The 25,289-nt window shown below is 67.6% G+C and carries 28 protein-coding genes; 16 read left to right on the forward strand and 12 right to left on the reverse strand.

Going from position 1 to position 25,289, the window contains the following annotated elements; genetic code table 11:
• Positions 1–24: 24 nt before the first annotated feature.
• Positions 25–1,281 carry a serine--tRNA ligase gene (serS, locus tag ACFWO8_RS09685; RefSeq protein ID WP_378946946.1) on the reverse strand — a complete coding sequence of 419 codons (1,257 nt, stop codon included), beginning with the start codon at positions 1,279–1,281 and terminating at the stop codon, positions 25–27.
• Between the two features lie 80 nt (positions 1,282–1,361).
• Here serS and ACFWO8_RS09690 point away from each other — a divergent pair, with 80 nt between their 5' ends.
• From ACFWO8_RS09690 to ACFWO8_RS09715, 6 genes are all read left to right on the forward strand, one after another.
• Positions 1,362–3,044, forward strand: a complete 1,683-nt coding sequence (locus ACFWO8_RS09690) for an aldehyde dehydrogenase family protein (RefSeq protein ID WP_378946949.1) — start codon at positions 1,362–1,364, stop codon at positions 3,042–3,044.
• A gap of 36 nt (positions 3,045–3,080) precedes the next feature.
• On the forward strand, positions 3,081–4,148 hold the full coding sequence (locus ACFWO8_RS09695) for a septum formation family protein (protein WP_378946953.1): 1,068 nt from the start codon (positions 3,081–3,083) through the stop codon (positions 4,146–4,148).
• Positions 4,148–4,501, forward strand: a complete 354-nt coding sequence (locus ACFWO8_RS09700; RefSeq protein WP_378948172.1) for a metallopeptidase family protein — start codon at positions 4,148–4,150, stop codon at positions 4,499–4,501. The genes ACFWO8_RS09695 and ACFWO8_RS09700 overlap by 1 nt, the downstream gene beginning before the upstream one ends.
• A gap of 109 nt (positions 4,502–4,610) precedes the next feature.
• A complete protein-coding gene (locus ACFWO8_RS09705; RefSeq protein WP_378946956.1) occupies positions 4,611–4,922 on the forward strand; it encodes a PE family protein in 312 nt (103 codons plus the stop codon).
• Between the two features lie 46 nt (positions 4,923–4,968).
• Positions 4,969–6,084 carry a PPE family protein gene (locus tag ACFWO8_RS09710; RefSeq protein ID WP_378946959.1) on the forward strand — a complete coding sequence of 372 codons (1,116 nt, stop codon included), beginning with the start codon at positions 4,969–4,971 and terminating at the stop codon, positions 6,082–6,084.
• A complete protein-coding gene (locus tag ACFWO8_RS09715; RefSeq protein WP_378946962.1) occupies positions 6,081–6,917 on the forward strand; it encodes an ESX secretion-associated protein EspG in 837 nt (278 codons plus the stop codon). Before ACFWO8_RS09710 ends, ACFWO8_RS09715 begins: the two co-directional genes overlap by 4 nt.
• On the opposite strand, the gene ACFWO8_RS09720 is transcribed toward ACFWO8_RS09715, so the two are convergent.
• From ACFWO8_RS09720 to ACFWO8_RS09730, 3 genes are all read right to left on the reverse strand, one after another.
• Entirely contained in the window at positions 6,914–7,582 is a 669-nt protein-coding gene (locus ACFWO8_RS09720; protein ID WP_378946965.1) for a histidine phosphatase family protein, read from the reverse strand. The two genes, ACFWO8_RS09715 and ACFWO8_RS09720, sit on opposite strands and share 4 nt — an antisense overlap.
• A complete protein-coding gene (pheA, locus tag ACFWO8_RS09725) occupies positions 7,579–8,493 on the reverse strand; it encodes a prephenate dehydratase (RefSeq protein WP_378946968.1) in 915 nt (304 codons plus the stop codon). Before pheA ends, ACFWO8_RS09720 begins: the two co-directional genes overlap by 4 nt.
• A gap of 383 nt (positions 8,494–8,876) precedes the next feature.
• Positions 8,877–9,299: a hypothetical protein gene (locus tag ACFWO8_RS09730; RefSeq protein WP_378946971.1), complete on the reverse strand. Its 423-nt coding sequence runs from the start codon at positions 9,297–9,299 to the stop codon at positions 8,877–8,879.
• A gap of 101 nt (positions 9,300–9,400) precedes the next feature.
• On the opposite strand from ACFWO8_RS09730, the gene ACFWO8_RS09735 reads away from it, so the two are divergent.
• The 5 genes from ACFWO8_RS09735 to ACFWO8_RS09755 all read left to right on the forward strand — a co-directional run bounded on the left by ACFWO8_RS09735 (position 9,401) and on the right by ACFWO8_RS09755 (position 13,955).
• On the forward strand, positions 9,401–10,162 hold the full coding sequence (locus ACFWO8_RS09735; protein WP_378946974.1) for a DUF2470 domain-containing protein: 762 nt from the start codon (positions 9,401–9,403) through the stop codon (positions 10,160–10,162).
• Positions 10,163–10,417: 255 nt separating this feature from the next.
• Positions 10,418–11,194 carry a type II CAAX prenyl endopeptidase Rce1 family protein gene (locus tag ACFWO8_RS09740; RefSeq protein WP_378946979.1) on the forward strand — a complete coding sequence of 259 codons (777 nt, stop codon included), beginning with the start codon at positions 10,418–10,420 and terminating at the stop codon, positions 11,192–11,194.
• Positions 11,195–11,382: 188 nt separating this feature from the next.
• The gene (locus ACFWO8_RS09745; RefSeq protein ID WP_378948175.1) at positions 11,383–12,783 is read left to right on the forward strand and encodes an LCP family protein; all 1,401 of its coding nucleotides are present in this window, start codon (positions 11,383–11,385) and stop codon (positions 12,781–12,783) included.
• Positions 12,784–12,792: 9 nt separating this feature from the next.
• Positions 12,793–13,323, forward strand: a complete 531-nt coding sequence (locus tag ACFWO8_RS09750; RefSeq protein ID WP_378946982.1) for a ferritin — start codon at positions 12,793–12,795, stop codon at positions 13,321–13,323.
• Between the two features lie 83 nt (positions 13,324–13,406).
• Positions 13,407–13,955: a ferritin gene (locus ACFWO8_RS09755; protein ID WP_378946986.1), complete on the forward strand. Its 549-nt coding sequence runs from the start codon at positions 13,407–13,409 to the stop codon at positions 13,953–13,955.
• A 239-nt stretch (positions 13,956–14,194) separates the two neighbouring features.
• Here ACFWO8_RS09755 and ACFWO8_RS09760 read toward each other — a convergent pair whose 3' ends face one another.
• The 4 genes from ACFWO8_RS09760 to ACFWO8_RS09775 all read right to left on the reverse strand — a co-directional run bounded on the left by ACFWO8_RS09760 (position 14,195) and on the right by ACFWO8_RS09775 (position 17,384).
• On the reverse strand, positions 14,195–15,115 hold the full coding sequence (locus tag ACFWO8_RS09760) for a DUF5926 family protein (RefSeq protein ID WP_378946989.1): 921 nt from the start codon (positions 15,113–15,115) through the stop codon (positions 14,195–14,197).
• 75 nt (positions 15,116–15,190) lie between these two features.
• Entirely contained in the window at positions 15,191–15,958 is a 768-nt protein-coding gene (locus ACFWO8_RS09765) for a glycerophosphodiester phosphodiesterase (protein ID WP_378946992.1), read from the reverse strand.
• Positions 15,955–17,004: a DUF4328 domain-containing protein gene (locus ACFWO8_RS09770; RefSeq protein ID WP_378946996.1), complete on the reverse strand. Its 1,050-nt coding sequence runs from the start codon at positions 17,002–17,004 to the stop codon at positions 15,955–15,957. The genes ACFWO8_RS09765 and ACFWO8_RS09770 overlap by 4 nt, the downstream gene beginning before the upstream one ends.
• 20 nt (positions 17,005–17,024) lie before the next feature.
• Positions 17,025–17,384 carry a rhodanese-like domain-containing protein gene (locus tag ACFWO8_RS09775; protein ID WP_378946999.1) on the reverse strand — a complete coding sequence of 120 codons (360 nt, stop codon included), beginning with the start codon at positions 17,382–17,384 and terminating at the stop codon, positions 17,025–17,027.
• A 336-nt stretch (positions 17,385–17,720) separates the two neighbouring features.
• Between ACFWO8_RS09775 and ACFWO8_RS09780 the strand changes: the two genes are divergently transcribed.
• The 4 genes from ACFWO8_RS09780 to ACFWO8_RS09795 all read left to right on the forward strand — a co-directional run bounded on the left by ACFWO8_RS09780 (position 17,721) and on the right by ACFWO8_RS09795 (position 21,007).
• On the forward strand, positions 17,721–18,332 hold the full coding sequence (locus ACFWO8_RS09780) for a hypothetical protein (RefSeq protein WP_378947002.1): 612 nt from the start codon (positions 17,721–17,723) through the stop codon (positions 18,330–18,332).
• A 305-nt stretch (positions 18,333–18,637) separates the two neighbouring features.
• Positions 18,638–19,261 (forward strand): superoxide dismutase, encoded by a 624-nt coding sequence (locus tag ACFWO8_RS09785; RefSeq protein WP_378947005.1) that lies wholly within the window; start codon positions 18,638–18,640, stop codon positions 19,259–19,261.
• A gap of 155 nt (positions 19,262–19,416) precedes the next feature.
• Positions 19,417–19,944, forward strand: coding sequence for a peptidase (locus ACFWO8_RS09790; RefSeq protein WP_378947008.1), 528 nt, complete (start codon positions 19,417–19,419; stop codon positions 19,942–19,944).
• A 361-nt stretch (positions 19,945–20,305) separates the two neighbouring features.
• Positions 20,306–21,007, forward strand: coding sequence for a TMEM165/GDT1 family protein (locus ACFWO8_RS09795; protein WP_378947011.1), 702 nt, complete (start codon positions 20,306–20,308; stop codon positions 21,005–21,007).
• 37 nt (positions 21,008–21,044) lie between these two features.
• Here ACFWO8_RS09795 and ACFWO8_RS09800 read toward each other — a convergent pair whose 3' ends face one another.
• Positions 21,045–21,683 carry a TetR/AcrR family transcriptional regulator gene (locus ACFWO8_RS09800; protein WP_378947014.1) on the reverse strand — a complete coding sequence of 213 codons (639 nt, stop codon included), beginning with the start codon at positions 21,681–21,683 and terminating at the stop codon, positions 21,045–21,047.
• On the reverse strand, positions 21,680–22,558 hold the full coding sequence (locus ACFWO8_RS09805) for an SDR family NAD(P)-dependent oxidoreductase (protein WP_378947017.1): 879 nt from the start codon (positions 22,556–22,558) through the stop codon (positions 21,680–21,682). The genes ACFWO8_RS09800 and ACFWO8_RS09805 overlap by 4 nt, the downstream gene beginning before the upstream one ends.
• A 503-nt stretch (positions 22,559–23,061) precedes the next feature.
• On the opposite strand from ACFWO8_RS09805, the gene ACFWO8_RS09810 reads away from it, so the two are divergent.
• The gene (locus tag ACFWO8_RS09810; protein ID WP_378947021.1) at positions 23,062–23,829 is read left to right on the forward strand and encodes an SDR family NAD(P)-dependent oxidoreductase; all 768 of its coding nucleotides are present in this window, start codon (positions 23,062–23,064) and stop codon (positions 23,827–23,829) included.
• Between the two features lie 58 nt (positions 23,830–23,887).
• Here the strand turns inward: ACFWO8_RS09810 and ACFWO8_RS09815 are convergent, their stop codons facing one another.
• Both ACFWO8_RS09815 and ACFWO8_RS09820 read right to left on the reverse strand, forming a co-directional pair.
• The gene (locus ACFWO8_RS09815) at positions 23,888–24,694 is read right to left on the reverse strand and encodes a class I SAM-dependent methyltransferase (RefSeq protein WP_378947024.1); all 807 of its coding nucleotides are present in this window, start codon (positions 24,692–24,694) and stop codon (positions 23,888–23,890) included.
• A gap of 72 nt (positions 24,695–24,766) precedes the next feature.
• Entirely contained in the window at positions 24,767–25,216 is a 450-nt protein-coding gene (locus tag ACFWO8_RS09820; protein WP_378947029.1) for a GNAT family N-acetyltransferase, read from the reverse strand.
• Positions 25,217–25,289: the final 73 nt, after the last annotated feature.

A 25,289-nucleotide genomic window follows, 5' to 3' on the forward strand; every position in this document is an offset into this window, starting at 1 on the left:
GGATCTCAGCAAACAATGAGCATCCTACGGCGTCAGTACATCCGTGCCGACGAACGGGACCAGCGCCGCGGGCACGCGCACCGAACCATCGGCCTGCTGATGGTTCTCCAGGATCGCCACGATCCAGCGCGTGGTGGCCAGCGTGCCGTTCAATGTGGCCGCGACCTGCGCTTTTCCATTCTCGTCGCGGTAGCGGACCGAGAGCCTGCGGGCCTGGAAGGTGGTGCAGTTCGAGGTGGAGGTGAGCTCGCGGTAGGTCTGCTGGGTGGGCACCCAGGCCTCGCAGTCGAACTTGCGCGCCGCCGAGCTACCCAGATCGCCACCGGCTACATCGATCACCCGGTAGGGCACATCGATCGCGTCCAGCATCTCGCGTTCCCACGCCAGCAGCCGCTGATGCTCGGCTTCGGCCTGGTCAGGGGTGGTGTAGACGAACATCTCCACCTTGTCGAACTGGTGCACGCGGATGATGCCGCGGGTGTCCTTGCCGTAGCTCCCGGCCTCGCGGCGGAAGCACGACGACCAGCCCGCGTAGCGCTTCGGGCCGCCGCTCAGATCGAGGATCTCCTCCGAGTGGTAGCCGGCCAGCGGCACCTCCGAGGTACCGACGAGGTAGAGATCATCTTCTTCGAGGTGATAGACCTCGGCCGAATGCTGGCCGAGGAAACCGGTACCCGCCATGATTTCCGGGCGAACAAGCACCGGCGGAATCATCATGGTGAAGCCGTTGGCGACGGCCTTCTGCGCAGCCAGCTGCAACAGGCCCAGCTGCAGCAGCGCGCCGTAACCGGTCATGAAGTAGAACCGCGAGCCCGACACCTTCGCGCCGCGCTCCATGTCGATCAGGTGCAGCGCCTCGCCGAGCTCGAGGTGATCCTTGGGCTCGAAGTCGAAAACCCGTGGGGTGCCGACGGTTTCGAGCACGACGTAATCGTCCTCGCCACCCGCGGGCGCGCCTTCCTGGACCACGTTGGAGATCGCGCGCTGGGCGGCGTCGAGATCGGCGTCGGCGGCGTGCTGGGCGAGTTCGGCCTCTTTGACCTTGGCGGACATGTCGGTGGCGGCGGCCAGCAGCGCGGGGCGCTCCTCTTTACTCGCCTTGCCGATCACCTTGCCCATGGCCTTGTGCTCGGCGCGCAGGTTGTCGGCGGTGGCCACGGCGGCCCGGCGCGCGGCGTCGGCTTCGAGTAGGGCGTCGACGAGTGCGGGGTCCTCACCGCGGGTCCGCTGCGAGGCACGGACAGCTTCCGGGTTCTCGCGCAGGAATCGGAGGTCGATCATGAGAAAACAGCCTAGTTGTTTACGCAAGTCTTCATCTCTCGGCCTATGCCAATCGGGCATCACAGGGGCATAGTTACGGTGTGAGTACCTCTTTCGACACCGCCGTCATCGATACCGCGCTCGACGATCTCACCCAAGGGGAAAAGACCTGGGCCGCGACAGACCTGCGTCGCCGCCGCGAACTGCTCGACGAACTGCACGCGCTCACCGCCCGCGATGCCGAGGCCTGGGTCGCCGCCGCCCGCACCATCAAGAAGCTCGATGCCGACAGCCCGCTGCTCGGCGAGGAGTGGATGTCGGGCCCGATGACGATGCTCGCGGGCGCGCAGGCGCTGAGCGAGTCGATGGCCGCGCTCGAAAAGGGCGCGAGCCCGCTCGACGGCGTCGAACTCACCACCGCGCCCGGCGGCCGGGTAGCGGTGCCCGCGCTGCCGCACGGCATCTACGACAAGCTGCTGCTGAGCGGGTTCAGCGCCGATGTGTGGCTGAAGCCCGGTGTCGACGCCGCGACCGCGCGTCGCAAGGCGGGCCTGGCCCAGCGCGACCCCGCGAAGACCAATGGTGTCGGCGCGGTACTCGGCGCGGGCAACATCATGTCGATCGCGCCGCTGGACACCCTCTACGAGCTCTACGCCAACAACCGGGTCGTCGCGCTCAAGCTCAACCCGATCACCGATCCGCTGCTGCCGGTGTTCCAGGCGATCTTCGCGCCGTTCATCGAGCTCGGCGTGGTGCGCATCCTCACCGGCGGTGCCCCCGAGGGCGGCTACCTGGTGAACCATCCGCTGGTGGCGCACGTGCACATGACCGGCGGCGCGCCGACCCACGACGCGATCGTGTGGGGCCCTGGTGCCGACAAGACCGGCGAGCCCATCCTGGACAAGCCGATCACCAGCGAACTCGGCGGAGTCGCGCCGTGCATCGTGGTTCCCGGTGACTGGGCGGCCGCCGATCTGAAGTTCCAGGCCGAGCACGTGGCCACCCAGCGCCTGCACAACGGTGGCTACAACTGTGTCGCCGCGCAGACCGTGGTGCTCGCCGCGGACTGGCCGCTCAAGGAGCAGTTCCTCACCGAACTGCGCGCCGCGATCGACAACGCTCCCGCGCGCACCGCCTACTACCCGGGCAGCGACAACCGCGTGGCGGGCGCACTCGAGTCCTACCCCGACGCCGCCCGCGCCAACGGCCGCCTCCTGGTCGAGAACCTGCCCGCCGGCGACACTCCCCTGCTGCGCACCGAGTACTTCTCGCCCGTTCTCGGCGTGGTCGAACTGCCCGGCACCGGGGCCGAATTCCTCAGCAACGCGGTCGACTTCGCCAATGACGAGCTGATGGGCACCCTGGGCGCCAACATCGTCGCCGCTCCCGCGACCATCGCCGAGCTCGGCGCGAAGCTCGACACCGCGATCGAGAACCTGCGGTACGGCACCGTCGCCCTCAACGCGTGGACCGGTCTCGCGTTCCTGACACCGCGTGCCAGCTGGGGCGCCTACCCCGGCCACACCATCGACGACATCCAGAGCGGCATCGGCGTCGTGCACAACGCCTTCCTCCTCGACGACGTCGAACGCACGGTGGTCCGCGGGCCCTTCCGCCCCGCTCCGCGCTCGATTCTGCGCGGCGAATTCGCCCTCACCCCGAAGCCGCCGTGGTTCGTCTCGAACAAGACCGGCACCGCCACCGGCCGCAAACTGACCGATTTCTACGGCGACGGCAAACTGCGCCGCATTCCGGGCATCTTCGTGTCAGCTCTGCGGGGCTGACCCGGCAGTCCGCCACGACAAATACACTCGTCGTCGATGTCGAAGAAGCAGAGCAACCCAGCCGAGGGACCCGCCGCGCCCAATCGCGGCGGCGCCCTGCACCTGTCCGCGACGAAACTGCGTTGGGGGCTGCTGATAGGCGCCCTCGGGGCGGTCGTCGCGGCCATGGTCACCATGGCCGTGACAGGCTTCGACACCGACAAGGTGGAAGCGCACCAGCCCGGTGCCGCCCCGGTGGTGCGCGACAAAGAGTTCAGCAGCGCGGCGCAGGGCGACTGTCTGACCTGGTCCAAGCCCGACCGTAGCGACCTGGTGAAGGTGGGCTGCGCCGACAAGCACCTCTTCGAGGTGGCGGGTGTCATCGACCTCAGTGCCTATCCCGGGCGTGAGTTCGCCGAGGGCACCCGTCACCCCGATTCGCTGCGCATGACCGAACTGCGCGACGAACACTGCGTGACCGCCGTCCAGAAGTATCTGGGCGGGCGATTCGATCCGCGCGGCAAGTTCATGGTGAATGTGATGTCGCCGAGCCCCGCGGGTTGGCAGCACGGCGACCGGACGCTGCGCTGTGGTGTCCAGGTCGCCGCCACCGCAACGAGCCCGGCCAGCATCGGCAGCCTGGCCGACAGCGATCAGTCCAAGATTCATGCCACCGGTACCTGCCTCGGCATCAATCAGAATCTGCCGACCGACCCGGTCGACTGTGCCCAACCGCACTCGGTGGAGATCGTCGGCACCGTCGACCTGGCCACCGCCTTCACCGGCGGACCCCCGTCGGAGGCCGAACAGGACAAGTTCGTCGAAGCCGAATGCAACCGGCTCTCCGGCGACTACCTCGGCAGCCCCGACGCCATCCGCAACAAGACGCTGACCCTGTTCTTCGACTACCTGGAGCCGGCCAGCTGGCTCGCGGGCAGCCACAAACTGGACTGCTGGCTCGGAAAAGGTGCCGACCGTGAGGGTTTCGCGCCGATCGTCGGCTCGGCCCGCGGCGAGATCCTGATCGATGGGCAGGCACCGGTGCCCCCGCCGAACTCCGGACGCTCCACGCCGGCTCCGCTGCCGGGCGCCGCGCCGCTGCCGCCCCAGCCCCAGCCGCGGTGATGTTGTCCGAGCGGATGCCGCAGTGGCGTTTCGAGGAGTTGGTCGGCGATGCCCTCGACCAGATCCCGGCGGAGCTGTCCAGTGCCATAGACAACGTTGTTGTGCTGGTGGAGCCCCGAAATGACGAGGAACCCTCGTTGCTGGGGCTGTACCACGGGATCGCCCTCACCGAGCGCGACAGCTACTACGCCGGATCGTTGCCGGATACCATCACGATCTATCGAGAAGCTATTCTCGACATCTGCAACACCGACGACGAGGTGGTCGAGGAAGTCGCGATCACCGTGATCCACGAAATAGCACACCATTTCGGGATTGACGACGACCGGTTGCATGAGCTGGGATGGGGTTAGCGAAACTGGGTGGGGAATCGGGGGAACCGAATGACCCGCTCTCGCGTCCTAGTACTCGTAGGGGGAATTCTCGTGGTTCCCGATAGCCGCCACCAGAAGGAGTCGGGTCATGGTTGGACACGTTCTCGTTGCACCTGAAATCGTCCTCGCCGCGTCCGCGGAGTTGGATCTGCTCGCCGAGCGCCTCGCCATCGCGGCCGGGCTCGCCGGGCCGACGACGCATGTGCTGCCGTCCGGCGCCGAAGAGGTGTCGCTGCTCGCGGCGTCGCACTTCAACACCGCAGCCGCCAAGCACGACGGTTCGGTCGCCCAGGCAATCCTCGAGCTGCATCACGCGGCCGCGACCCTGCGCTCGCAGCTGACCACTCATATCGGGGAAGACGTAGCTCGCGCGGCGACGATCAACGCCGTCCAGGTGTAGTCGCACCGAACTCGTCGACGATCATTTACTCAGGGGAGAAACAAGCATGACCGCAGGGATCACCGGGGTGTTCTGGCTGCCTCGTATGGCCGAAATGAACTCCACCACCCTCAACGCGGGCGCACACGCGATCCCGATCAGCGCCGCCGCCACCTCGTGGGGCACGCTGGCGGCCGCGTGGGGCGACGCCGCCTTCACCGTCACCCGCGTGATCGCGGAGGTCGGTGTCGGCCTCCAGGGCGTCAACGGTATCGCCGTGCTCGCGCGTCTGGCCCCGTTCGCGGGCTGGGCCAGCCAGCAGGGCATCGCGTCCGCGGCGGCCAGTGCCAAGTGCGCGGCCAACGCCACCGCCTACACCGTCGCCTCGATCGCGATGCCGAGCCTGCCCGAGATCGTCGGCACCAACGCCGCGGTCGCGGCTTCGGCCAACCCGCCCGGTGTCGTCTCCGGCGCCTTCGAGGTCGCCGAGGTCGCGCGCCACGCCATGGACATCCGCGCCGCACTGGTGATGGAGACCTACGAAGCCGCCACGTCGGCCACCGTCGCCGTCCCCAGCGAATTCACCATGCCGCCCGCCATCGCCAGCGGTGCGGGCTCCGCGTCGCAGGGTGATTTCGGTGGTGGCGATCCGCTGCAGACCGCGGTCGCCGCGGCGCAGGCCTTCGTGTCCAACCCCGGTGTGGTCAGCGCGGCCACCCAGGCGGCCAACACCGCCGGTGGCGTGCTCACCAGCGGCGTCAGCACGGTCGGCAACATCGGCGCTTCCGCGATCTCCGCGGTCACCGCGCCCGCTGGTACCGCTGCCGTCGCGCCCGCCATGGCAGGTGTCGGTGCCGCAGGCGCCGCTATGGGTGGCATGGCGACCACGTCGGCCGGTCTCGGCGGCGTCAGCGCGGGCTCGCTGAAGATGCCCGATGGCTGGGGTGCGCCGGCTGCCGCGACCGCGAGCGCGCCGGTCTCGGAATCGGTCATCAACCGGGTCGAGAGCGCACCTGTGCGCAACAACAGCACCGGCGGCAACCCGCTGATGGGCAGCCGGCAGAAGGGCGAGGAAGACGACGAGCACGATGGCGTCGACTACGTGCGCTCCGACGAGTTCACCGATGGTCGCTACGCGGCCGAAGGCGTGATCGGCGCCGACCTCACCGGATCGGCCAAGTGACGGTTCTCGGCACGGGCAGCGGAGGTTCGCTGCTCGGCGCCGTCGTGCTCTCGCTCGACGACATGCAGTTCCTCCTGGAGAAACTGGAGTTCGACGAGATGCCCGTGGTGCTCGACGCCATGGGCCGCTATGACAACGTCACCGCGCACGACGCCGCCATGAACGTGGCGCAGGCCGCCCTGGCCGAACGCGAGCTGCTGTTCGGCCAGGTGGTGGCACCCGAGCTCGCCGAACGGCTGCGGGTGCTCTACCGGCCGCAGTGGATCATCGCGCTGCGGTGGGTGGTGGCGGGCCAGGTCAACCGATTCTGTCTGGCGCAGGGCGACGACCGTGCGGTCGTCGCCTTGCGCGGGCCGGAGTCCTACGTCATCGACGACGCCGGTCTCGATCTACCCGGCGCGGTGCTGCAGGCGCTCGGGCCGGTCGAAGCGCTCGAGCTGTACGGAATGAACGCTCCCACCGAACAATTGGCGCCGATCTTCGGCGACACCGGCGACGCGGCCGCCACCGCGCAGCGCCTGAACAAGGTGGGCAATCCGGCCACCGACGCGCAGGCACTGTCCTCGGCACTGGTGGAGATCCATTCCTACGCCGAGATCGTCGGCGTGGCCTACGGCGACGGCACCCGCGATATCCAGGACAACCACATCGCCGTCTTCAACACGCGCGCAGGCAGATTCATCATCACCGCCAGCGTCGCCGACGACGGGGTGAAGTGGTCGTCCATCGCCAGCGGCACCAACGCCCGCCTGCGCACCGCGGTAGCCGACCTCATCGAGTCGCTCCCGGTGCGCACCGAATTCCCCACCGCGACAGCTAATAACCTGGTTTAACCCATGGGGTCGTCGGCGGATGGGTCTGCCTGGACGGTGAACGGTGGGGTGAATTTGCCCCACCGTAGGCATTCCCAGCCGCCGTCTTCGGTGGGGAGCAGTTCGATGGTCTCGGTGTTGTCGAGGTGGTTGTTCGTCGTGAACGGCGGCGCCACCCCGGCCAGTGCCTTGCCGATCAGGCGCATGGCGGCGCCGTGATTCACCACCACTACGTCACCGTCGGCGTCGTCGGTGAGGAATTCCTCGCGCAGGCCGTCGAGGACGGGCAGGATGCGGGCCAGCACTTCGTGGCCGGATTCGCCGCCGGGGGCTCTGACGTCGAGCTCGCCGAGGTGCCAGCCACGATATATCTGCTGGAAGAGTTCGTGCGCTTCCCGGTCGGAGCGGCCGTGCAGCTCGCCTACCTGCACTTCGTACAGGCCGTCGAGGACGTGTGCCGGTGTGCCGGTGGCTTCTTCGATGTGGCTCGCGGTCTGTCGCGCGCGCAGCGCATCCGACGACACCAGTACCTGGGGCGCTCGCGTCAAGCCCGCGCCGAACGCTTTCGCCTGCGCCACACCACGTTCGGTCAGCGGCAGGCCCGGCACCGCGGTGTCGAGGATCTTCGCGACATTGCCCTCGGTCTCGCCGTGGCGCACCAGAATCAGTTTCGCGCGGGTAGTCATAGGTCCGCGACCCCCTTTCGCAATTGCGTCAACCATTCCGCGGCCGGTTCGTCCGACGGCGGCGGTGAGCCGATGGCCGCTGCCGCGGGCCATGATCCGAGGAATCGGATATGGGCGGTGCGGTGCAAGGCTTTCAAAGTTTCGGCCACCGCCGGGTCATCGATGTGTCCGACGCAGTCGAGATAGAACCGGTAGGTGCCCATGCCGGTGCGGGTTGGTCGCGATTCGATGCGCGTGAGATCAACTCCACGCGTGGCGAATTCGGCGAACGCGCGCATCAGCGAACCAGGCTCGTTGGGCAGTTCCAGGACGACGGAGGTCCGGTCGGCGCCGGTGGCGCCGGGTGCCACACCCGGCCGGGTGACCAGAACGAAGCGGGTGATGGCCTGGTCGTGGTCGGCCACGCCGCCCGCCAAGGTCACCAGGCCGAGTCGTTCGCCCGCCAGTGCGGTCGAGATCGCGGCGTCGGCTGTTCCGGCCGCCACGTCTTCAGCGGCGGCCGCGTTGGATGCCGAGGTGAACGGGCGCGCATCGGGCATAGTGCGCGCCACCCATTCCCTGACCTGCGCCGCCGCCACCGGATAGGCGGCCAGGGTGCGCACATCGGCCAGCGAGGTTCCGGGTCGCGCCAGGACCGTGAAGGTCACCTCGAGCTCGGTCTCGGCCATGATCTGCAAACGCGGTCCGATGGCGAGGGAATCCAGGGTCGCCGGGATCGAGCCCTCCACCGAACTCTCGATCGGCACCACCGCACCGTCGACCTGCCCGGCCCGGATCAGGTCGAGCGCCGCCCCTTGGCTCGGCGCGGCGACCCGCTCGACCGGCCCGTCGAAGGCCCCCGAGTTCTCGAACTTAGCCAGCGCCATCTCGGTGAAGGTCCCGGACGGCCCGAAATACGCAATACGCGGCACACAGCAACTTTAGCGGCTGGTGTCGGCTGGGTTTCGGACTCGAAGGTCAGGCATATGGTGCGGCGGGAAACGAGTGGTGGTCGGAGGGCGGTGGACCTTGCCACTCAGGCAAAACCGGGCCCGGGGCGGTATACCTTGCTGTGTTTATTGGAGCGCTGACGCGCTCGAGTCGGGGCCCTTCGGGCCCCCGATCTTCCCTCCCTCCGGGCACTCCTTCGTCGCACCCTCCGGTCAGTCCAGATCGGGGCGGGCCCCTCCGGGTGAAGACACATCAGGGTTACCGGCCCGGGCTGTGTACGCAGGTGGGGACACATCAGGGTTACCCGGCCCAGGCTGTGCACGCAGGTGGGGACACATCAGGGCTACCCAATCGGGGCTTGGGATTAGTGGCCCAGTACGCGCAATGCTTCGGTGATTGCCTGTTCGTTGGGGGTTTCGATGGCCAAGAGGACGGTGCGGGTGGCCTCGATCGCCGCGGGCTTCAGTGCCTTCAGGAAGGGGAGGTCGGGGGTGGTGAGGGCGGTGGGGATGTCTTCGCCGCAGAGGGCCGCTACGGTGCCTGCGACCACGGCCAGGGCGCGGGGGCCGCTGGTGGTGCGGGCGGTGAAGCCGTGGTCGGCGTGGGCGATGCCGGCCAGGAAGGCGGTGAGCTCGGGGTCGGGGATGTCGACGTCGACGGGGGTGGGGGAACTGCCGTCGGGGCGGACCAGGTCGGCCACGAGGCTGCGGCGGGCGGGGGCCGACAGGTTCAGCAGGACGGGTTCGGCGGGGGCGGAATGGTCGTCGCCGTGGTCGTCGTGCGTCATCCGTCCACCGTATCGGCTCGATTCATCGTGGTGTCCTCTTGCGCGTCGGGCGTTTGTAACTTAGCTTAGGTTTACCTAATCAAACGTTCGCGGAGGTTGTCATGTCGAGCCCCACCACGATCCTCGCGCCGACCACCGCCGAGCGGGTGCGAAGCGCGTGCGCTCACGCCGAGACAGCGGTGCTCGCGCTCCCCGGTATCGACCCGGTTCCCACTACGCTGCACCACCTGCGCCGCTGCGGCGACGCGGTGATCGCGGTGCCCGCGTCCTCACTCGCGGCGGCGCTGGCCGCCACCGCCAACGAGACCTCCGCGGTACTCGAACTCACCGATCACGCGCCGCTACCGCTGCGTGAGCCGGTCCGGGCGCTGGTGTGGTTGCGCGGATGGGTGCGCCAGGTACCCGAGCAGGCGCAGCGCGCGCTCGCCGTCGAAATCGCCAAGGAGTTCCCGCATCCGGGGCTGCTCGATGTCGGGCACGGCGTCACGCTGCTGCGGATCGTGGTGAATTCGGCGGTACTGGCCGACACCGCAGGCGCGGAATCCGTCGACCACGCGGACCTGCGCGCCGCGACGGCCGATCCGTTCTGCGAGCTGGAAAGCGCCTGGCTGCAACACATGTCGGAGGATCACGCCGACATCGTCGCCCAGCTGGCTCGTCATCTGCCGACCCGGCTGCGCGGGGGGCTCGTGCATCCGCTCGCCATCGACCGCTACGGGCTCACGCTGCGGGTCGAGAGCAACGATGGCGATCATGATGTGCGCCTTCCCTTTCCCACCCCTGCCGATAGCGTCGAATCGTTGAGCCGCGCGGTTCGCGTGCTGGCGGGCTGCCCGTTCTTGAACGGTATGCGGCGTATCTGATCGGCTGTGTTTTTGGAGCGCTGGCGCGCTCGAGCGGGGCCCCTGAGGCCCCTTTGGGTAGAGACACATCAGGATCGCCCGGCCCAGGCTGTCTACGTAGGTGGTGACAGTTCGGGGCTACCCGGCCCAGGTTGTGGACGCCGTCTGCCCTGCGGGCTCGGGTGACTTTGGATCACGTGGGGGGTGCGTCTCACTTCGGGTCGCCGGGCCCGGCGGGAACAGACTGCGGCGTGTTCGCTGTTTACACTGCGCGGCATGCGTGTCGATCCTCCCCAGACCGAGCTGAGCGAGCGCGACAGGTTCGGGCTGCGCGTCGAGATCGCGGTCGTGCTGCTCGTGACCTTCGGGTTGAGTGGGATCAGTGCCGGGTTGTCCCTGCTCGATTCGGCGTTGGCGCCGGGTGGGGTCGGTGGGCGGACGGTGGCGTTGAACGCGTCGCGGTCGAACAATTCGTTCCTCGATCTGCTGTTCCAGCTCGTCGGGGTGACCAGGCTGATGGCGTGGGCGGCGTTGGGGCTGTACCTGTTGTGGCGCAGCGGGATCGGGCCGCGGCTGATCGGGCTGGCACGGATCCGGCGTGGCGATATCGTGGCGGGTCTTGCGCTGGCCGCGGTGATCGGGTTGCCGGGACTCGCGCTGTATCTGGTCGCGCACGCGATGGGAGTGAGCGTCACCATCGTGCCGAGTTCGCTGTCGGAACACTGGTGGCGGCTGCCGGTGCTGATCCTGTCGGCGTGTGCGAATTCCGTCGCCGAGGAAGTGCTGGTGGTCGGCTATCTGATCACCCGGCTGCGCAGGCTCGGCTGGTCGGAGAACTCCTCGCTGGCCGCGTCGGCGCTGTTGCGCGGCAGCTATCACCTGTACCAGGGGATCGGCGGCGGCTTGGGCAATATCGTGATGGGCCTGATCTTCGGCCGCTACTGGCAGCGAACCAACCGCCTGTGGCCGCTGATCCTGGCCCACGCGACGATCGACGCTGTCGCCTATCTCGGCTACAACGTGCTGCGCGGGCGCGTCGGCTGGCTGCCGTGAGTGAAGCTGGGCGCACCAGCAATTGCCCCGACACGCCATTGCGGCCATGACCTGAACGGCGTGTCGCGGCGAGTTTCACCACATCACCGCGTTTCGCGCTAACAATGGCCCGCACGCGGGGTATCCCAGTAGTGACCGAGCGCGCAGAACCGACTCGCGCTCCCCACGATCAGTAGAGTTTGACGGTGATGAACGGCGACGATCCCCGCGAGGACCCCCGTAGACGCCGGGTGCCGCCGACGTCCGGCCGCCCCGGCGGTCCCTCGGTGCCCCAACAAGGTCGTCCTGTGCCACCCCAGGGTCGCGCGGTGCCACCCGATCCGCGATACGGCCGTCCGCCCGGCAACGATCGGCGTCCGCATCCCGAGGATGGGCCGACGGTTCGCTACAACCCGGCACCTCGGCGCGGCGCGTCGCACGTGGAACCCACCCAGGTGCTGCACCGCAATTCCGGCGACCAGCCGCTGGCCTATTCGCAGATGCCGTACGAGCGCGAGAAGCCGCGTCAGTCACCGCCGCAAAGACCACGTGAGCAGGTCAGACACGCGCCGACCCAGCGACCGGTCCCCCATCACGACGGTGTGCCACCCCGGCGCACTCCCCCGCCGGTCAACGGGGGCAGGCAGCCGCGGCCGCCGCGGCGCAGGCGCAGACGTCATCCGTTCCGGTGGTTCACGGTGATCGTGGTGCTGTTGATCGCCGGCCTCATCGCCGCGGTCGTGCACCTGGACAACTCGCTCACCCGCATCACCGCGCTGTCCTCCTACAGCGACCGCGTGGGCGATACCCCCGGCACCAATTGGCTGCTGGTCGGCTCCGACGGCCGTAGCGACCTCTCGACCGAGCAGGAACAGGAACTGGCGACCGGCGGCGACACCGGATCCGAACGCACCGACACGATCATGATGGTGCACATCCCGTCCTCCGGCCCGACCACGATGGTCAGCCTCCCGCGCGATTCCTACGTGAGCATCCCCGGCCACGGCAAGGACAAGCTGAACGCGTCGTTCGCGATCGGTGGCGCGTCACTGCTGGTCCAGACTGTGGAGGTAGCGACGGGCGTGCGGATCGACCACTACGCCCAGATCGGCTTCGGTGGTTTCGCCGGCGTTGTCGACGCGCTGGGCGGGCTCGAGATGTGCCTGGACGATCCGATCGTCGACCCGCTGGCCGGGCTCGACTTGCCCGCGGGCTGTCAGGAGCTGACCGGCCCGCAAGCACTCGGTTTCGTTCGCACCAGAGCCACCCCGATGGGCGATGTCGACCGGATGAACAACCAGCGGAAGTTCATGGCGGCGCTACTGAAGAAGGCCACGAGCGTGGGCACCCTCGTGAATCCGTTCGCCTTGTGGCCCATGGCAACCGGGGTCGCGGCTTCGCTGAAGGTCGATGACGGCGACCACATCTGGAACCTGGCCGCGCTCGGCTGGGCGATGCGCGGCGACACCGTTACCACCAGCGTCCCGATCGGCGGATTCGACGACACCGACGTGGGCAACGTGTTGCTCTGGGACAAGTCGAAGGCCTCCGGGTTCTTCGAGGCGCTCGCCACCGATCAGCAGATTCCGGAGGAGCTGCTCACGCGGTAACGTCGAGGTATGTCCGAGAACCTGTCGTTCACCGAACTCCTGCGTGACCAGGTAAGAGCCGGTCTCACCGCGGCTCATCAGTATCTGGCCGCCGCCGTCTATTTCGACGCCAAGGATTTACCCGAGCTGGCCGGGCAAACCTACGCGCGCTCGACGGCGAACCACGGGCACGCGATGCGCATGGTGCAGTACCTACTCGACCGCGATGTGCCGATCATGATCGGCGGGCTCGACGAAGTGCGCTCGGAATTCGATTCCCCGCGCGCCGCGATCGCCTTTCTGCTCGACCGTGAACAGGCCACCACCGCGCAGATCAGCGCGCTCGCCGCGGCCGCGCGCGACACGAATGATTTCCTCGGCGAACAATTCATGCAGTGGTTCCTGGGTGAACAGGTCGACGATGTCGCCGGAATGACCACACTGCTTACCGTGCTCGACCGCCAGGACAACCTGTTCGACGTCGAGGAATTCATTCGCCGCGAACTGCGTGGCACGGTGCGCGTAGATACCACCGCACCCCGAATGGCCGGTGCGACTTAGGAAATGCTTGGTTAGGGAATACTGTCCTCAATAAGGCTGCACTTGGATGACAACCCCCTATGACCAGCATTAATGTTGCCGACATGTCGATTCATCCGGAAGCCCCGCGTAGCAAGTTCCATACTCTGCTCCAAGATCAGATCCGGCATGAGTTCAATGCCGAGCACCAGTACATCGCGATCGCGGTGTGGTTCGACAACAACGACCTGCCGCAGCTGGCCAAGCGTTTCTACGCACAGTCGGTGGAAGAACGAAATCACGCGATGATGATCGTGCAGTATTTCGTCGACCGTGACCTCTCCGTAGAAATCTCGGGCATCGATGCGGCGAAGTCGAAGTTCGAGTCCGCCCGTGAGCCGATCGAGCTGGCGATGGCCCAGGAGAAGACGGTCACCGACCAGATCGTGCAGCTGGCGAGCACCGCCCGCGAAGAGGGCGATTACCTCGGCGAGCAGTTCATGCAGTGGTTCCTGAAGGAACAGGTCGAAGAAGTGGCGCACATGACCACGCTGCTCACGATCGCCGATCGCGCCGGGTCGAACCTGTTCGACCTGGAGGCGTTCATGTGGCGTGAGCTGAGCACCACGAAGGAGGCGTCCGGCGCACCGTCGGTCGCGGGCGGCAGCGTCTAGCTCGAACGCGGAAGGATTCGGCTCGCGGGCAGCGAGCCGAATCCTTCCTGCGCGTCTACCATCCGGAGCCGGAGCCACCCGAGCCGGTGTTGGCCAGCACAGTGCCGATCAGAATCTGGGCGAGACCGGCGATTGATCCGAGAAATTCCACGATGCCTCTTCTTTCGTCATCACCGATTGGTCGGCTGAGTCGTGAACCTAGCCGACCGCATCTGTGAAAGAAGCATGTTTCATTAAGTTCAGCGCAGAGTGACCTGACGCGAACGCAGACCATCACGCGAACGACGTTCCTCGGTGGTCATCGGCGCATCCGACGCCAGCGCTTCGGCCAGGCGAGCACCGAATTCCCGTGCGGGAGCTTCCCATTCGGCCGGGTGCCGCTCGGGATCGAGGTCGAACACCGGCACCAGCAGACCGTGCGTGCGGAACGAACCCGCGAAGCGCGAACCCTCACCGAGGTGCAGGCCACCGGTGGCGTGCACGCGAGCCAGGGCCAGCATCAGCGCGTCCTCGTCCTCGGGACGCACCCAGCGCACGTGTGCCTTCTCGCCCGCGTCGACCCACCAGGCCGCGCCGATCGAATCCGGGCCGAGGTCAAGGCGTGCCGAGGGCATGATGGCCTGCTTGGCCTGCTCGATCGTCGCCGCCACCTGCGGATCCGGGGTGACACCCTCGGGCACCCACCAGTCGAAGTCCTGGTGCACGGTGAGCTCGAGGTCGGCACCGGGATCGATGACATCGGCAAGGCGCGGACCGCCGTCGATGGCGTCGGCGGAGTTCAGCGATTCACCGGGCTCGGCTGACTGGGTCCACAGGATCGCCGCCGCGATATCGGCCGACGGGTCGTCGCCGCGGAACTGCATCTGCGTGCCGACGAAGCCGACCGGCTCGTCGCCTGCCCGCACCAGCGCGGCCACCGCGCCGGGTAGCACCGTCGCCAGGGTGACCTCACGCTGCGCGGCCACACCGGGCGCGAGCTTCAAGGTCGCGGTCGCCGACGGCACGAACTCCCGCAGCGCCACCAGATCACATTCGGCGGCAAGACCCTCGAACGGCCGTGTCACGGCCGCGGATGCCTGCTCCTGCGCCGCACGCCGCTGCGCGAGACGCTGAGCCCGATTACTGTCGGGCTTCGGACTGTTCCGCTTGCTTTTACCCACGCGTGGAGTTTATGGCCGAGCAGCGAGTTCGCTTACCGCGCCCCCTGTCCAGGCTCGCCGGAGGCCGCGTCGGTGTCAGACTCCGGCCAGTAGCGCTTTCGTGCGGCCGGGGTGGTTGGTCGCGACCCAGCTGACGCCGAGGTCGGCGCACAACGTCACGTCCTCGGGATCGTCAACGGTCCAGCAGTAGGTGGCCCGTCCCGCCGCGGCGGCCTTGTCGACGAGTTCGGGATGCTCGCGCAGGGTTTTCACCGAAGGGCCGACAGCGGTCGCGCCGACCGTGGTGGCCGCGCCCCCGCCGAGAAACCGCGACGATTCGCCGAGCAGCACAGTGGGCAACAGCGGTGCGGCACGGCGGATCCGCCAGACCGCGGTCGCCGCGAACGACATCACCACCGCGCGAGAATGATCGGCCGAGGCGGGCGTGGCGATGCCGAAACGCTGGAGTTCGGCGAGCACCTTGTTCTCCACCAGGGCGCCGTAGCGCACCGGGTGCTTGGTCTCGATGAACAGTTTCGTCGGGCGGGTGCGCCAGTCGAGGACGAGTCCGATCAGGTCGCTCAGCGCGAGCACGCCCTGCGGCTCTTCGTCGGAGCCGAAGTTCATGTCGCGTAACTCGTCCAGCGTCAGTTCACTGACCAGGCCGGTGGCGTCGGCGGTGCGGTCGACGGTGCGGTCGTGCACGCAGACCAGGTGGCCGTCACGGGTGAGCCGGACGTCGCATTCGACACCGTCGGCACCCTCCTGCAGCGCTAGCTCGTACGCGGCGAGGGTGTGCTCGGGTCGTGCCGCCGACGCGCCACGATGCGCCACCACGAAGGGTGGGCGATTGCTCTGGCTCACTTGGCCACGACCTCCTCCTGCGTATTCTCGCCTGTCCGGTCAGAATTCGCGCGTTCGACCTCATCGTGCCCGACCGCATCGCGCACAGCGACAGCTCCCGGCTCGACCGGCGCGATGACGACCTCGGCGGGATCGGCCGCCATCACCCAGCGATGCGCCGACCTGATCTCCCCGCGCAGGTCACGACCTTCCAGCGTGCGCACCATCCACAGCGTGAGCACGGCGAACCCGGCCGCGCACAGGTTGGTGAACCCGGTGAACGAGACGCCGTCGGCCTCGGCCTGCAAGGTCGACGCGTCACGCCACAGCGTCGCCGCGACCAACAGCAGCCCGCTCAATACCCAAGCGGCCCACCAGATCCGCACGGCCCGGTGCGAACGCGGATCGGGGTCGGCACCGAGTAATTCGGTGATGAACACGCCGGGCCAGATCAGATTGACGCCCGGCACAAGGCATCCCGCGATCAGCGACCACCGTGTGCGCGGGTCGCGCCTGCCGTAGGCCGTGAACACGATCGTGCGCGCTTCGATCAGCCAGGCGACCAGCGCCACCGCGGTCACCAGCGCGTAGATCGGCGCGATGATGCCGAACACCAGCACCGTCGCGTCGGAGATCGACAGCAGCCAGCCGGGGATGAGCCGGACGCGGTTCTGCAACAGGATCAGGTAGCGGCCGTACTCGGCCAGCCCGGCGAGCAGGAACGCGATCGTGGTGCCGATCAGCAGCCGGTCGCGGTGGGCGGCGATGCCACGCAGGGGGCGCTCGGGCGTGCGGGCCGCGGACGGCGGCGGATCGAGCAGGCCCCAGCGCGGGGTCTGGGTGTAGCGGGGAGTCGGCCCGAGCGGGGCCGAGGTGGTCGCGCCCGCTTTACGGGTGCGGTGGTCGGGCCTGCGCGCGACCCAGCGGTAGTTGCGCTGGGTGGCCGGTGCGTCGACCTTGCCGGGCGAGAGCAGCACCCCTCGGCAGCGCGGGCACCAGTGCATCGGCGCGCCCTGCACGGCCCACCGCGCACCACAGCGTGCACATGGTTGCACCACCGAACTCACCCGCGCACCCCGCTTCCGGACTAGTAGATCTTGGCTTCGTGGTCGCCGTCGGCGACCACCGGGCGGCCGGTCTGCTGCCAGGCCACCATGCCCCCCGCGACATTGACCGCTTCGTACCCGATGTGGGCGAGATACCGGACGACCTCGATGGACCGGCCGCCCTGTCTGCACACGATGTAGAGCTCGGCGTCGATATCGAGCTCGTCGAGGCGGGCAGGCACGTCGACCATCGGGATGTGGATCGCGCCCGGCGCGTGCCCTAGGTTCCATTCGTCGGGTTCGCGCACGTCGAGCAGCTGCGCGCCCGGCACCGGGGCCGCGTGGTCGAACGCGGCGGGTACCGCACCCACCGGCACCGTGGGGACATCGGAGCTCGTCACGCCTCGATCCTGCCATGCCGCGCGGATCGCCGGGCGAGCCTGTGCGAGGACGAGGTGTCGCACGGGGTCCAGCTATCGGTCAGCACACATTCAACGGGACCGGCTGCCGGCGACGCCGACTCCCCGGGTGGAACCAGCCGAGAACGACCGATCCGGGACTCCCCTCCATGTCATCCCGGAGCGGTCGTTCGCCGCTGACGTCGGGATTCGTGGAGTGCGTTCTGTCCCGACATCTACTTGGACGCAAGCGGGACCGATTCGGTTCCATAAAAACGAGAACACTAGAGAAAATCTTAAATCCTGGGATCTGGGCGGCCAGATCGGTAGCCTGGGCGCATGAACGTGAGCAGGGGGCTACTCGACAGTTTCGACATCAACGGCTTGAATACCGCTTTGTCTGAATCCACGTGTCTAGGGGTAGAAGTGGATGCCGCGGCGGGCCGGCTGCAACTCGCTCTGGAGGTGCTGACGCTACCAACGGATGGACCAACGCCGATCGACACGAAAGTCCTGCTCACCTTCACCGGAGTCACCCGGGTGGCGGCCTCCCTGCGCATCCAGCGCTGGGACGATGTCGACGCCCGCGTGCTTCCGCTGACCCTCGACCAGCTCGACGAGGCCATCGCGAGCTTCGGCGGCGGCGGGCTGCACGGGTGGGAGTTCATCGACCTCGACGACAGCGGGTGGACGCTGTGGAGTGAGCTGCTCAGCTTCGACACCGTGCTCGATCAGCGCATCGCCGCCCATGTCATCGAGTTCTCGCAGGAAGAGGGGATCGATCCGCGTGAGCTCGATGTGCGGGTGTGGTTCGACAAGATGGCTGTCACCGACACCGCGGGGAGCGAGATCCCGATGAAGGAGTTCATCGAAGGCGGGCGGCGCTGGTGGGATGCGCATGCCGCGGGTGATGCCAGGACAACCAAGGCCGATATCGCGCCGCCGCTGTAGAAAGACGTCGGGGTTCACCGTGCCCGGGGCGGTGAACCTTGCTGTGTTTATTGGAGCGCTGACGCGCTCGAGTCGGGGCCCTTCGGGCCCCCGATCTTCCCTCCCTCCGGGCACTCCTTCGTCGCACCCTCCGGTCAGTCCAGATCGGGGCGGGCCCCTCCGGGTAGAGACACATCAGGATTACCTACCCAGGTTGGGGAATGCGGGGGCAAGGTGCGCGGGTTGCACCGGGCGGGTGTACGAATGATGGTTGGTGTTGTCGTCCGAACTGGGCGCACACAGCCCGACACACGGAAAGGGACATCGTGGCCGTCTACACACTGCCCGAACTCGATTGGGACTTCAGCGCACTGGAGCCGCACATCTCCGGACAGATCAACGAGATCCACTTCACCAAGCACCACGCCGCCTACGTCGCCGGCGCCAACGCGGCACTGGAGAAGCTGGAAGCCGCCCGTGAGGCCGGCGACCACGCCGCCATCTTCCTGAACGAGAAGAACCTGGCGTTCCACCTGGGTGGCCACACCAACCACTCCATCTGGTGGAAGAACCTCTCGCCCAACGGTGGCGACAAGCCGGTCGGTGACCTGGCCGCCGCGCTCGACGACCAGTTCGGTTCGTTCGACAAGTTCCGCGCGCAGTTCACCGCTGCCGCGAACGGCCTGCAGGGCTCCGGCTGGGCCGTCCTGGGTTACGACACCCTCGGCCAGAAGCTGCTGACCTTCCAGCTGTACGACCAGCAGGCCAATGTGCCGATCGGCATCATCCCGCTGCTGCAGGTCGACATGTGGGAGCACGCCTTCTACCTGCAGTACAAGAACGTCAAGGCCGACTACGTGACGGCGTTCTGGAACGTCGTCAACTGGGCCGACGTGCAGGACCGCTTCTCCCGCGCAGTCTCGCAGGGCAAGGGCCTCATCTTCGGGTGATCTAAGCCTTTTCAACGGGCCCGCATGCGACTTTCGCATGCGGGCCCGTTGTCGTTTTGCCCGATTAGCACTCTTTGGTACTTGTGTGCCAGACGGGTTAGGGGCTATTCCTGTCATATACGGGCACAGTCGCCCCCGTTAGTCGGGAGGCCATCATGAATACACAGGGTCCGATCGGGATCACGCCCTTTCAGGCGCGTGGGCGATTGAGCGGGTTCGTGGTTTCGGGACGGTGGCCGGATACCACCAAGGAATGGGCGCAGGTGCTGGTGCTGGCCGTGCGGGTGGCGTCGATGCCCGGGCTGCTGGTGACCACCACGGTGTTCGGGGTGCGCGAGGAGCTGCCCGACGACCCGGAACCCGGCACGGTGGGGCTGGTGATGGCGGAAGGGCCGGTAATCGGGGACGAGGCGATCGAACCCGGCCGGTTCGCCGCGCACGTGCCACCCGCGCTGCTGATGCTGCATCCGCCTTCGGAGACCCGTCCGTCGCTGCCCGAATGCGCGGGCGCGGCCTCGGGCTGCGTGCTGCTGCCGGGCGTGCCGCATCTCGGCTTGGAGCACCGCGCGGCGTGGGCCGAGGCCGAACTCGACGGCACGATCACCTCGCTGGTGAGCCGGGTCGGGATGGATCTGATCAGCGATCCCGACACCGCCGTGCTCGCGATGCTGCTGGCGGCCTGAATCTTTCGCTCGTATCGCGGTCGGCGAACGGCCGGCAACGGGTCTGCGTGCGACTGAAATCAGGGAAACCGAACTATCACCGCCGCATAGCCAAACTTATTGTGCCCATTGAGATTTGGATTACCAGGAGTTGGCATACCCGGAGCAACCGGGCTACAGTGGACAACAGCGAAGGGGAGTAGCCCGCAATCGCCCAGTCGACATACTGATCGTCCGCCGGAACTCGGTGCGGTCCGGCTGCGCGAACCGGCCATCACCGGTGGGCGAGACCTTCGGCCACGAACCGATCCGTAGACCGGTGTGGCTGGAGGCGCACCCGTCTTTCAGCCACAGGCCGGAGTATTTCCTGGGAGCTGACTTCATGATCGCCACGATCCTGCTGAGCTTCGGCGTGCTCTTCCTCGCCGAGCTCGGCGACAAATCGCAACTCATGGCGCTGACCTTCTCGCTGCGCTACCGCTGGTGGGTGGTGCTGGCAGGCATCAGCGTCGCCAGCGTCGCCGTGAACCTCATCGCCGCGGGCGTCGGCCATTTCCTCGGCACCGCACTCCCCGCGAACGCGATCGCCGTCATCACCGCGCTCACCCTGCTGGTGGTCGGCCTCTGGACCTTGCGTGACGCACTGACCAGCACTGACGACTCCGAAGAAGCTCCTGCGGCGCCGAGCGCTCGCAACGCCTTCCTGGTCGTCATCTCCGCCTTCACCCTCGCCGAACTCGGCGACCGCACCATGTTCGCCGCCGCCGCCCTCGCCTCCAACAACAACTGGCTGGCCGTCTGGATCGGCTCGGTCGCCGGCATGGTGGCCGCGGGTGGACTGGCGATCCTGGTCGGCAAGATCGCGGGCAAGCACCTGCCCGAGCGCGGCATCGCCATCGCTTCGGGCCTGCTGTTCCTGTTCTTCGCGGGCAAAACCGTGCTCGACGCGTTCGTGCCCTCGCTGGGTGGTTGGGGTTCGGTGGGAGTCGCCCTGATCGCACCCGTCCTGTTCGGGCTCGGTGTCGCGGTCTGGCGTAAGCGGGTGAAGTCCGCCGACAGCGAGCTCGCCGAAATCGCGGGCTGAGTACGTGCGGCAGACCTCGCGAACCTGCTGACCTCGGTTAAGCGAAGGCGTTGCCGTAGAGCGTGCCGGAACGCTCGGCCAGTGCGATCAGCTGGTCCTTGATGCCGCGCAGACTGTCCGGGTCGTCGGCGGCGATCCGGCCGGTGACCATGGCGCCGATGGCGGCCGCCAGGGTGGCGCAGGCGAACTGCTGGTCGGAGGATTCGGCGCCGAGCATGGTGGCGACCACGTCGACGAAACGATGCTGCAAGGCCATCCGCGCCTCGATGGCCGACGGGCCGACCGCGTAGACCTCAACCAGGAACAGGCGGGCCGAGGCCGGGTCGTCGATCATGTGGTCGAAGTAGGCGGTGAGGATGCGGTCCATCCTGGTGAGCGCGTCGGTGTCGGCGCAGTCGGCGATCACCGTCTGGAGTTTCTCGGCCAGCGCGCCCGACACCCGATCGAAGGCCGCGTTGAAGCAGTCCTCCTTCGAGCGGAACAACTCGTAGAACGTTTCCCGTGAAACCCCGGCCCGCTTGAGCACGGCCGCGACCGGCGTTCCGACATAGCCGCCGACGGTCATCGCCTCGCCCATCGCGACGAGAATGCGCTCACGCTGAGAGGCGATGACTTCCGCACGCGACAGGTGGTGCCGGCCACGCGGAAGTTGTTGCCGCAGAGTCGAATCGCTCATGGTTGCCGTTCCATTCTGCGGGGTCGGGCCGGCTGTTCGGTGGTGAAGGGAGCGTCCTCGGTGCGGGCGATGTCGATGGCGCGGGCCAGGCGGTCGCCCTGCACCCGCTGCACGACCAGCTGGGCCAGCAGCCGAAACGGCCGGACCAGCGCCACCCACCAGGGTGAGACCACGGTCTTGCGTCGTCGCGCGATGGCTCGTTCCAGCGCTTCGACCGCGGGTCCGACCGGCGAGATCCCGGTCAGGCTGGTCTCCCCCAGCACGGTGTGCGCGGCGGCTGTCCCGAATCCGCGCACCGTCATGTCGGTGTCGATCCCGGCGAAATAGCTGACCCCGACCTTCGCCCCGCTCGACCGCAGTTCCGCGCGCAGCGTGGCGCCGAGCGAGGCCACCGCCGCGGCCGAGGCACTGTAGGCCCCGCCGAGCGGTAACTGCACGGACGTGGAGATCGACGACATCATCAGCACATACCCGCCCGGATGCGAAAGATGCGCGCCCGCCGCCGACACGGCGTAGGCGACCCCGAGCACGTTCACCGCGAGGGTCTCCTCGAGCACCGACGGATCCCCGCCGATCATCGCCATCTGCTTGGCGACCCCCGCATTGGCCACCAGCACATCGAGCCCGCCGAGTTCGGCGACCAGCGCCTCGACCACCCGCTCGACCTGCCCCCGATCGGCCACATCGCAATACCGCCAGGGCACATCACCGCATTCCGCGGCCACTTCGGCCAGCAGTTCCGGTTCGAGCCCGAGCAGGGCGACATGGGCGCCGCGAGCGGCCAATCGCCGAGCCAGCGCGGCACCGATCCCACGTGCGGCCCCGGTGATCAGGACCTTGCGTCCGGCCACAGAAGGACCGGCGAACGATCTCATGACGGCACGCTACCACCGGCAAACACCGGTGTTCACGACGATTTCCGCACTGCCCGATATGGGTGTTCCAGACCACACCCCCCACGCGCTAAGGTGCCCTTATTGGCAAGCGGCACAATAAGCCGCAACCCATAGAATTCACGGCGTACCCCCGCCCGCGAACACTCAGGGGTGCGACGAAGGAGCACGTTCTCGGCGTACCCCGCCCTACCTGGGGGTGCGACGAAAGAGCATGTTCTCGGCGTACCCCGCCCTACCTGGGGGTGCGACGAAAGAGCATGTTCTCGGCGTACCCCGCCCTACCTGGGGGTGCAACGAAAGAGCATGTTCTCGACGTACCCCGCCCTACCTGGGGGTGCGACGAAGGAGCACGTTCTCGGCGCGCCTCCGCCGATGGACTGACCGAAGGGTGCGACGAAGGAGTACCCGTAGGGAGGGAAGAGGCGGAGTTAAGCGCCGAGAACAGCGGCACCAGCCGCAAAACAACACAGAGAGGACCATCAGTGGAGATTTCGGGTTCCGCCGCCATTGTCACCGGAGGCGCGTCCGGCCTCGGTGCCGCCACCGCCAAGCGGCTCGCCGACGCGGGCGCCACCGTCTTCGGCCTGGATGTCCCCCAGTCCATCGAGCGCGCGGGCGACAACGTCCCCGCCGGCGTCACCCTGATCGCGGCCGACGTGACCAGCGGTGACGAGGTCGCCGCCGCGATCGCCACGATCGCCGAGGGCCCGGCGCCGCTGCGCATCGTGGTCAACTGTGCCGGTGTGGGCTGGGCGGGTCGCATCCTGTCCAAGAACGGCCCGCACGACCTGGAGCTGTTCCGCACCGTCATCACCGTGAACCTGCTCGGCACGTTCAACGTGATGCGTCTGGCCGCCGACGTGATCGCCAAGACCGAACCGGTCGACGAGTACGGCCAGCGCGGCGTGGTCATCAACACCGCCTCGGTCGCGGCGTTCGAAGGCCAGATCGGCCAGATCGCCTACTCCGCCTCCAAGGGTGGCGTCCACGGCATGACCGTCCCCGCCGCGCGCGACCTCGCCCAGTTCGGCATCCGCGTCAACACGATCGCCCCCGGCATCATCGACACCCCGATGCTGGCCGGCGTCACCCCCGAATACCGCGCGGGCCTCGAAGCCGGCGTCCCCTTCCCCTCCCGCCTCGGCCGCCCCGACGAATACGCCCAGCTGGTGGAATACATCGCCGCGCACGACTACCTCAACGGCGAGACCATCCGCATGGACGGCGCCCTGCGCATGGCACCGCGCTAGTCACGCGGTACGCCGATCGACGGCGCCCTGTCCACCCGGGCAGGGCGCCGTCGGCGTCTCAGGGCGCGGTGCCGATGCCGAAGAGTGCGGTGGTGCGCAGTGGAGTGTTCGGGCGGTAGGTGACGGTGAGATGGTCGACGGCCGCTTCCGTGCGACGTTGCCATTCCTGCTCGCCCACTTCGTCTCTCACGACGGCGAGGTTGGCGCTGCTGCGGGTCAGCGATTCCCACAGGGCGGTGGCATCCGGGTAGTGCACCTCGACGGTGTGCTGCTCGATCCGCACGTCGAGCAAGCCTGCCGCGCGCATCTCCGCGTCGAAGACTCTGGGGTTCTCGAGGCTGCGCGGATTCGGTTGTGGCAGTGCGGCTGTCGGATCAGTCGCAACGAGCGCGCCGAATAACGCGCGCATGAGGGAGGATTCGGCCGCAGACGCCCAGGCGGCGACGACCGCGGTGCCGCCGGGGCGCAGGACGCGGTGCAATTCGGCGAAGCCCTTGGCCCGGTCGGGGAAGAACATCAGGCCGAACAGGGAGAAGGCCGCGTCGAATTGGTTGTCGTCGTAGGGCAATGCCTGTCCGTCACCGACCTGCGCGGTGATCGTGGGCTGGTCGGCGGCGGCCGCGACCAGGTGGTCGATCATCGACGCCGAGAGATCGACGGCTCGCACTTCGGCCCCGAGCTCGGCGGCCGCGATGCTCAACAACCCGGTACCCGCCGCCACGTCGACGATCTTCGATTCCGAGCTGATGGTGACGTATTCGAGTGCGTGAGCGGCGAAGGGAGCGAGCACGGTCGCGCCGGTCGCGGCGTATCCCTCGGCGACGAGATCCCATGGGCTGACACCGGACGACAACTGTTCTGACATAACAACATTCATACCGGGTGCCGGCAGGTGGTCAACACGCGAAAGTCGCGGTGGTCGAGGGTGCGGATGTCCTCACACCGGGCGGGTGAAGGTGATCAGGGCGCGGCCTGGGCCGTTGTAGTCGGGAATGGGGCCGGTGACTGTGAAGCCGAGGCTGCGGTGGAAGTCGATCGAGGTGTAGTTGGCGGGGGATGTTATCGCGGTGACGGTGGTGCGGTTGTCGGAGCGGGCGATGGTGAAGAAGGCTTCGTAGAGGGTTCGGCCGAGGCCGGATTTGCGGGCGTCGGGGCGGACGGCCACGAAGTGGATGTAGGCCGTGTACGGGTCGGACGGTGAGCCGAAGCCCACCAGGAAGCCAGAGATTCCGTCGCCGTCGGCGGCTATGAGGCTGGTGCGGTGGAAGTGGTCGAGGAACATCCTCGGGAGGTGGTGGACGGCGGCTCGGCCCCACCAGCTGTCGACTACGCCGATGATGCTGTCGTAGTCGTCGGGTCTCGCCCGACGGATTTCGTGCCCCACCATCCCCCAATGGTGACCTGAACCCAGAGCCTCGACACCTGAATTCCGGTGAACTGTTCCGCCTCCCCACGACTTT

The sequence above is a fragment of the Nocardia sp. NPDC058480 genome (assembly GCF_042720495.1).
Lineage (GTDB): Bacteria > Actinomycetota > Actinomycetes > Mycobacteriales > Mycobacteriaceae > Nocardia.

Coding starts and splice junctions, on each gene's coding strand:
- ACFWO8_RS09790 (WP_378947008.1), top strand. CDS start 19,417: ATGAATACACAGGGTCCGATCGGGATCACGCCCTTTCAGGCGCGTGGG.
- ACFWO8_RS09735 (WP_378946974.1), top strand. CDS start 9,401: ATGTCGAGCCCCACCACGATCCTCGCGCCGACCACCGCCGAGCGGGTG.
- ACFWO8_RS09720 (WP_378946965.1), bottom strand. CDS start 7,582: ATGACTACCCGCGCGAAACTGATTCTGGTGCGCCACGGCGAGACCGAG.
- ACFWO8_RS09710 (WP_378946959.1), top strand. CDS start 4,969: ATGACCGCAGGGATCACCGGGGTGTTCTGGCTGCCTCGTATGGCCGAA.
- ACFWO8_RS09800 (WP_378947014.1), bottom strand. CDS start 21,683: ATGAGCGATTCGACTCTGCGGCAACAACTTCCGCGTGGCCGGCACCAC.
- ACFWO8_RS09705 (WP_378946956.1), top strand. CDS start 4,611: ATGGTTGGACACGTTCTCGTTGCACCTGAAATCGTCCTCGCCGCGTCC.
- ACFWO8_RS09795 (WP_378947011.1), top strand. CDS start 20,306: ATGATCGCCACGATCCTGCTGAGCTTCGGCGTGCTCTTCCTCGCCGAG.
- ACFWO8_RS09815 (WP_378947024.1), bottom strand. CDS start 24,694: ATGTCAGAACAGTTGTCGTCCGGTGTCAGCCCATGGGATCTCGTCGCC.
- ACFWO8_RS09740 (WP_378946979.1), top strand. CDS start 10,418: ATGCGTGTCGATCCTCCCCAGACCGAGCTGAGCGAGCGCGACAGGTTC.
- ACFWO8_RS09695 (WP_378946953.1), top strand. CDS start 3,081: ATGTCGAAGAAGCAGAGCAACCCAGCCGAGGGACCCGCCGCGCCCAAT.
- ACFWO8_RS09730 (WP_378946971.1), bottom strand. CDS start 9,299: ATGACGCACGACGACCACGGCGACGACCATTCCGCCCCCGCCGAACCC.
- ACFWO8_RS09745 (WP_378948175.1), top strand. CDS start 11,383: ATGAACGGCGACGATCCCCGCGAGGACCCCCGTAGACGCCGGGTGCCG.
- ACFWO8_RS09820 (WP_378947029.1), bottom strand. CDS start 25,216: ATGGTGGGGCACGAAATCCGTCGGGCGAGACCCGACGACTACGACAGC.
- ACFWO8_RS09755 (WP_378946986.1), top strand. CDS start 13,407: ATGTCGATTCATCCGGAAGCCCCGCGTAGCAAGTTCCATACTCTGCTC.
- ACFWO8_RS09780 (WP_378947002.1), top strand. CDS start 17,721: ATGAACGTGAGCAGGGGGCTACTCGACAGTTTCGACATCAACGGCTTG.
- ACFWO8_RS09700 (WP_378948172.1), top strand. CDS start 4,148: ATGTTGTCCGAGCGGATGCCGCAGTGGCGTTTCGAGGAGTTGGTCGGC.
- ACFWO8_RS09805 (WP_378947017.1), bottom strand. CDS start 22,558: ATGAGATCGTTCGCCGGTCCTTCTGTGGCCGGACGCAAGGTCCTGATC.
- ACFWO8_RS09750 (WP_378946982.1), top strand. CDS start 12,793: ATGTCCGAGAACCTGTCGTTCACCGAACTCCTGCGTGACCAGGTAAGA.
- serS (WP_378946946.1), bottom strand. CDS start 1,281: ATGATCGACCTCCGATTCCTGCGCGAGAACCCGGAAGCTGTCCGTGCC.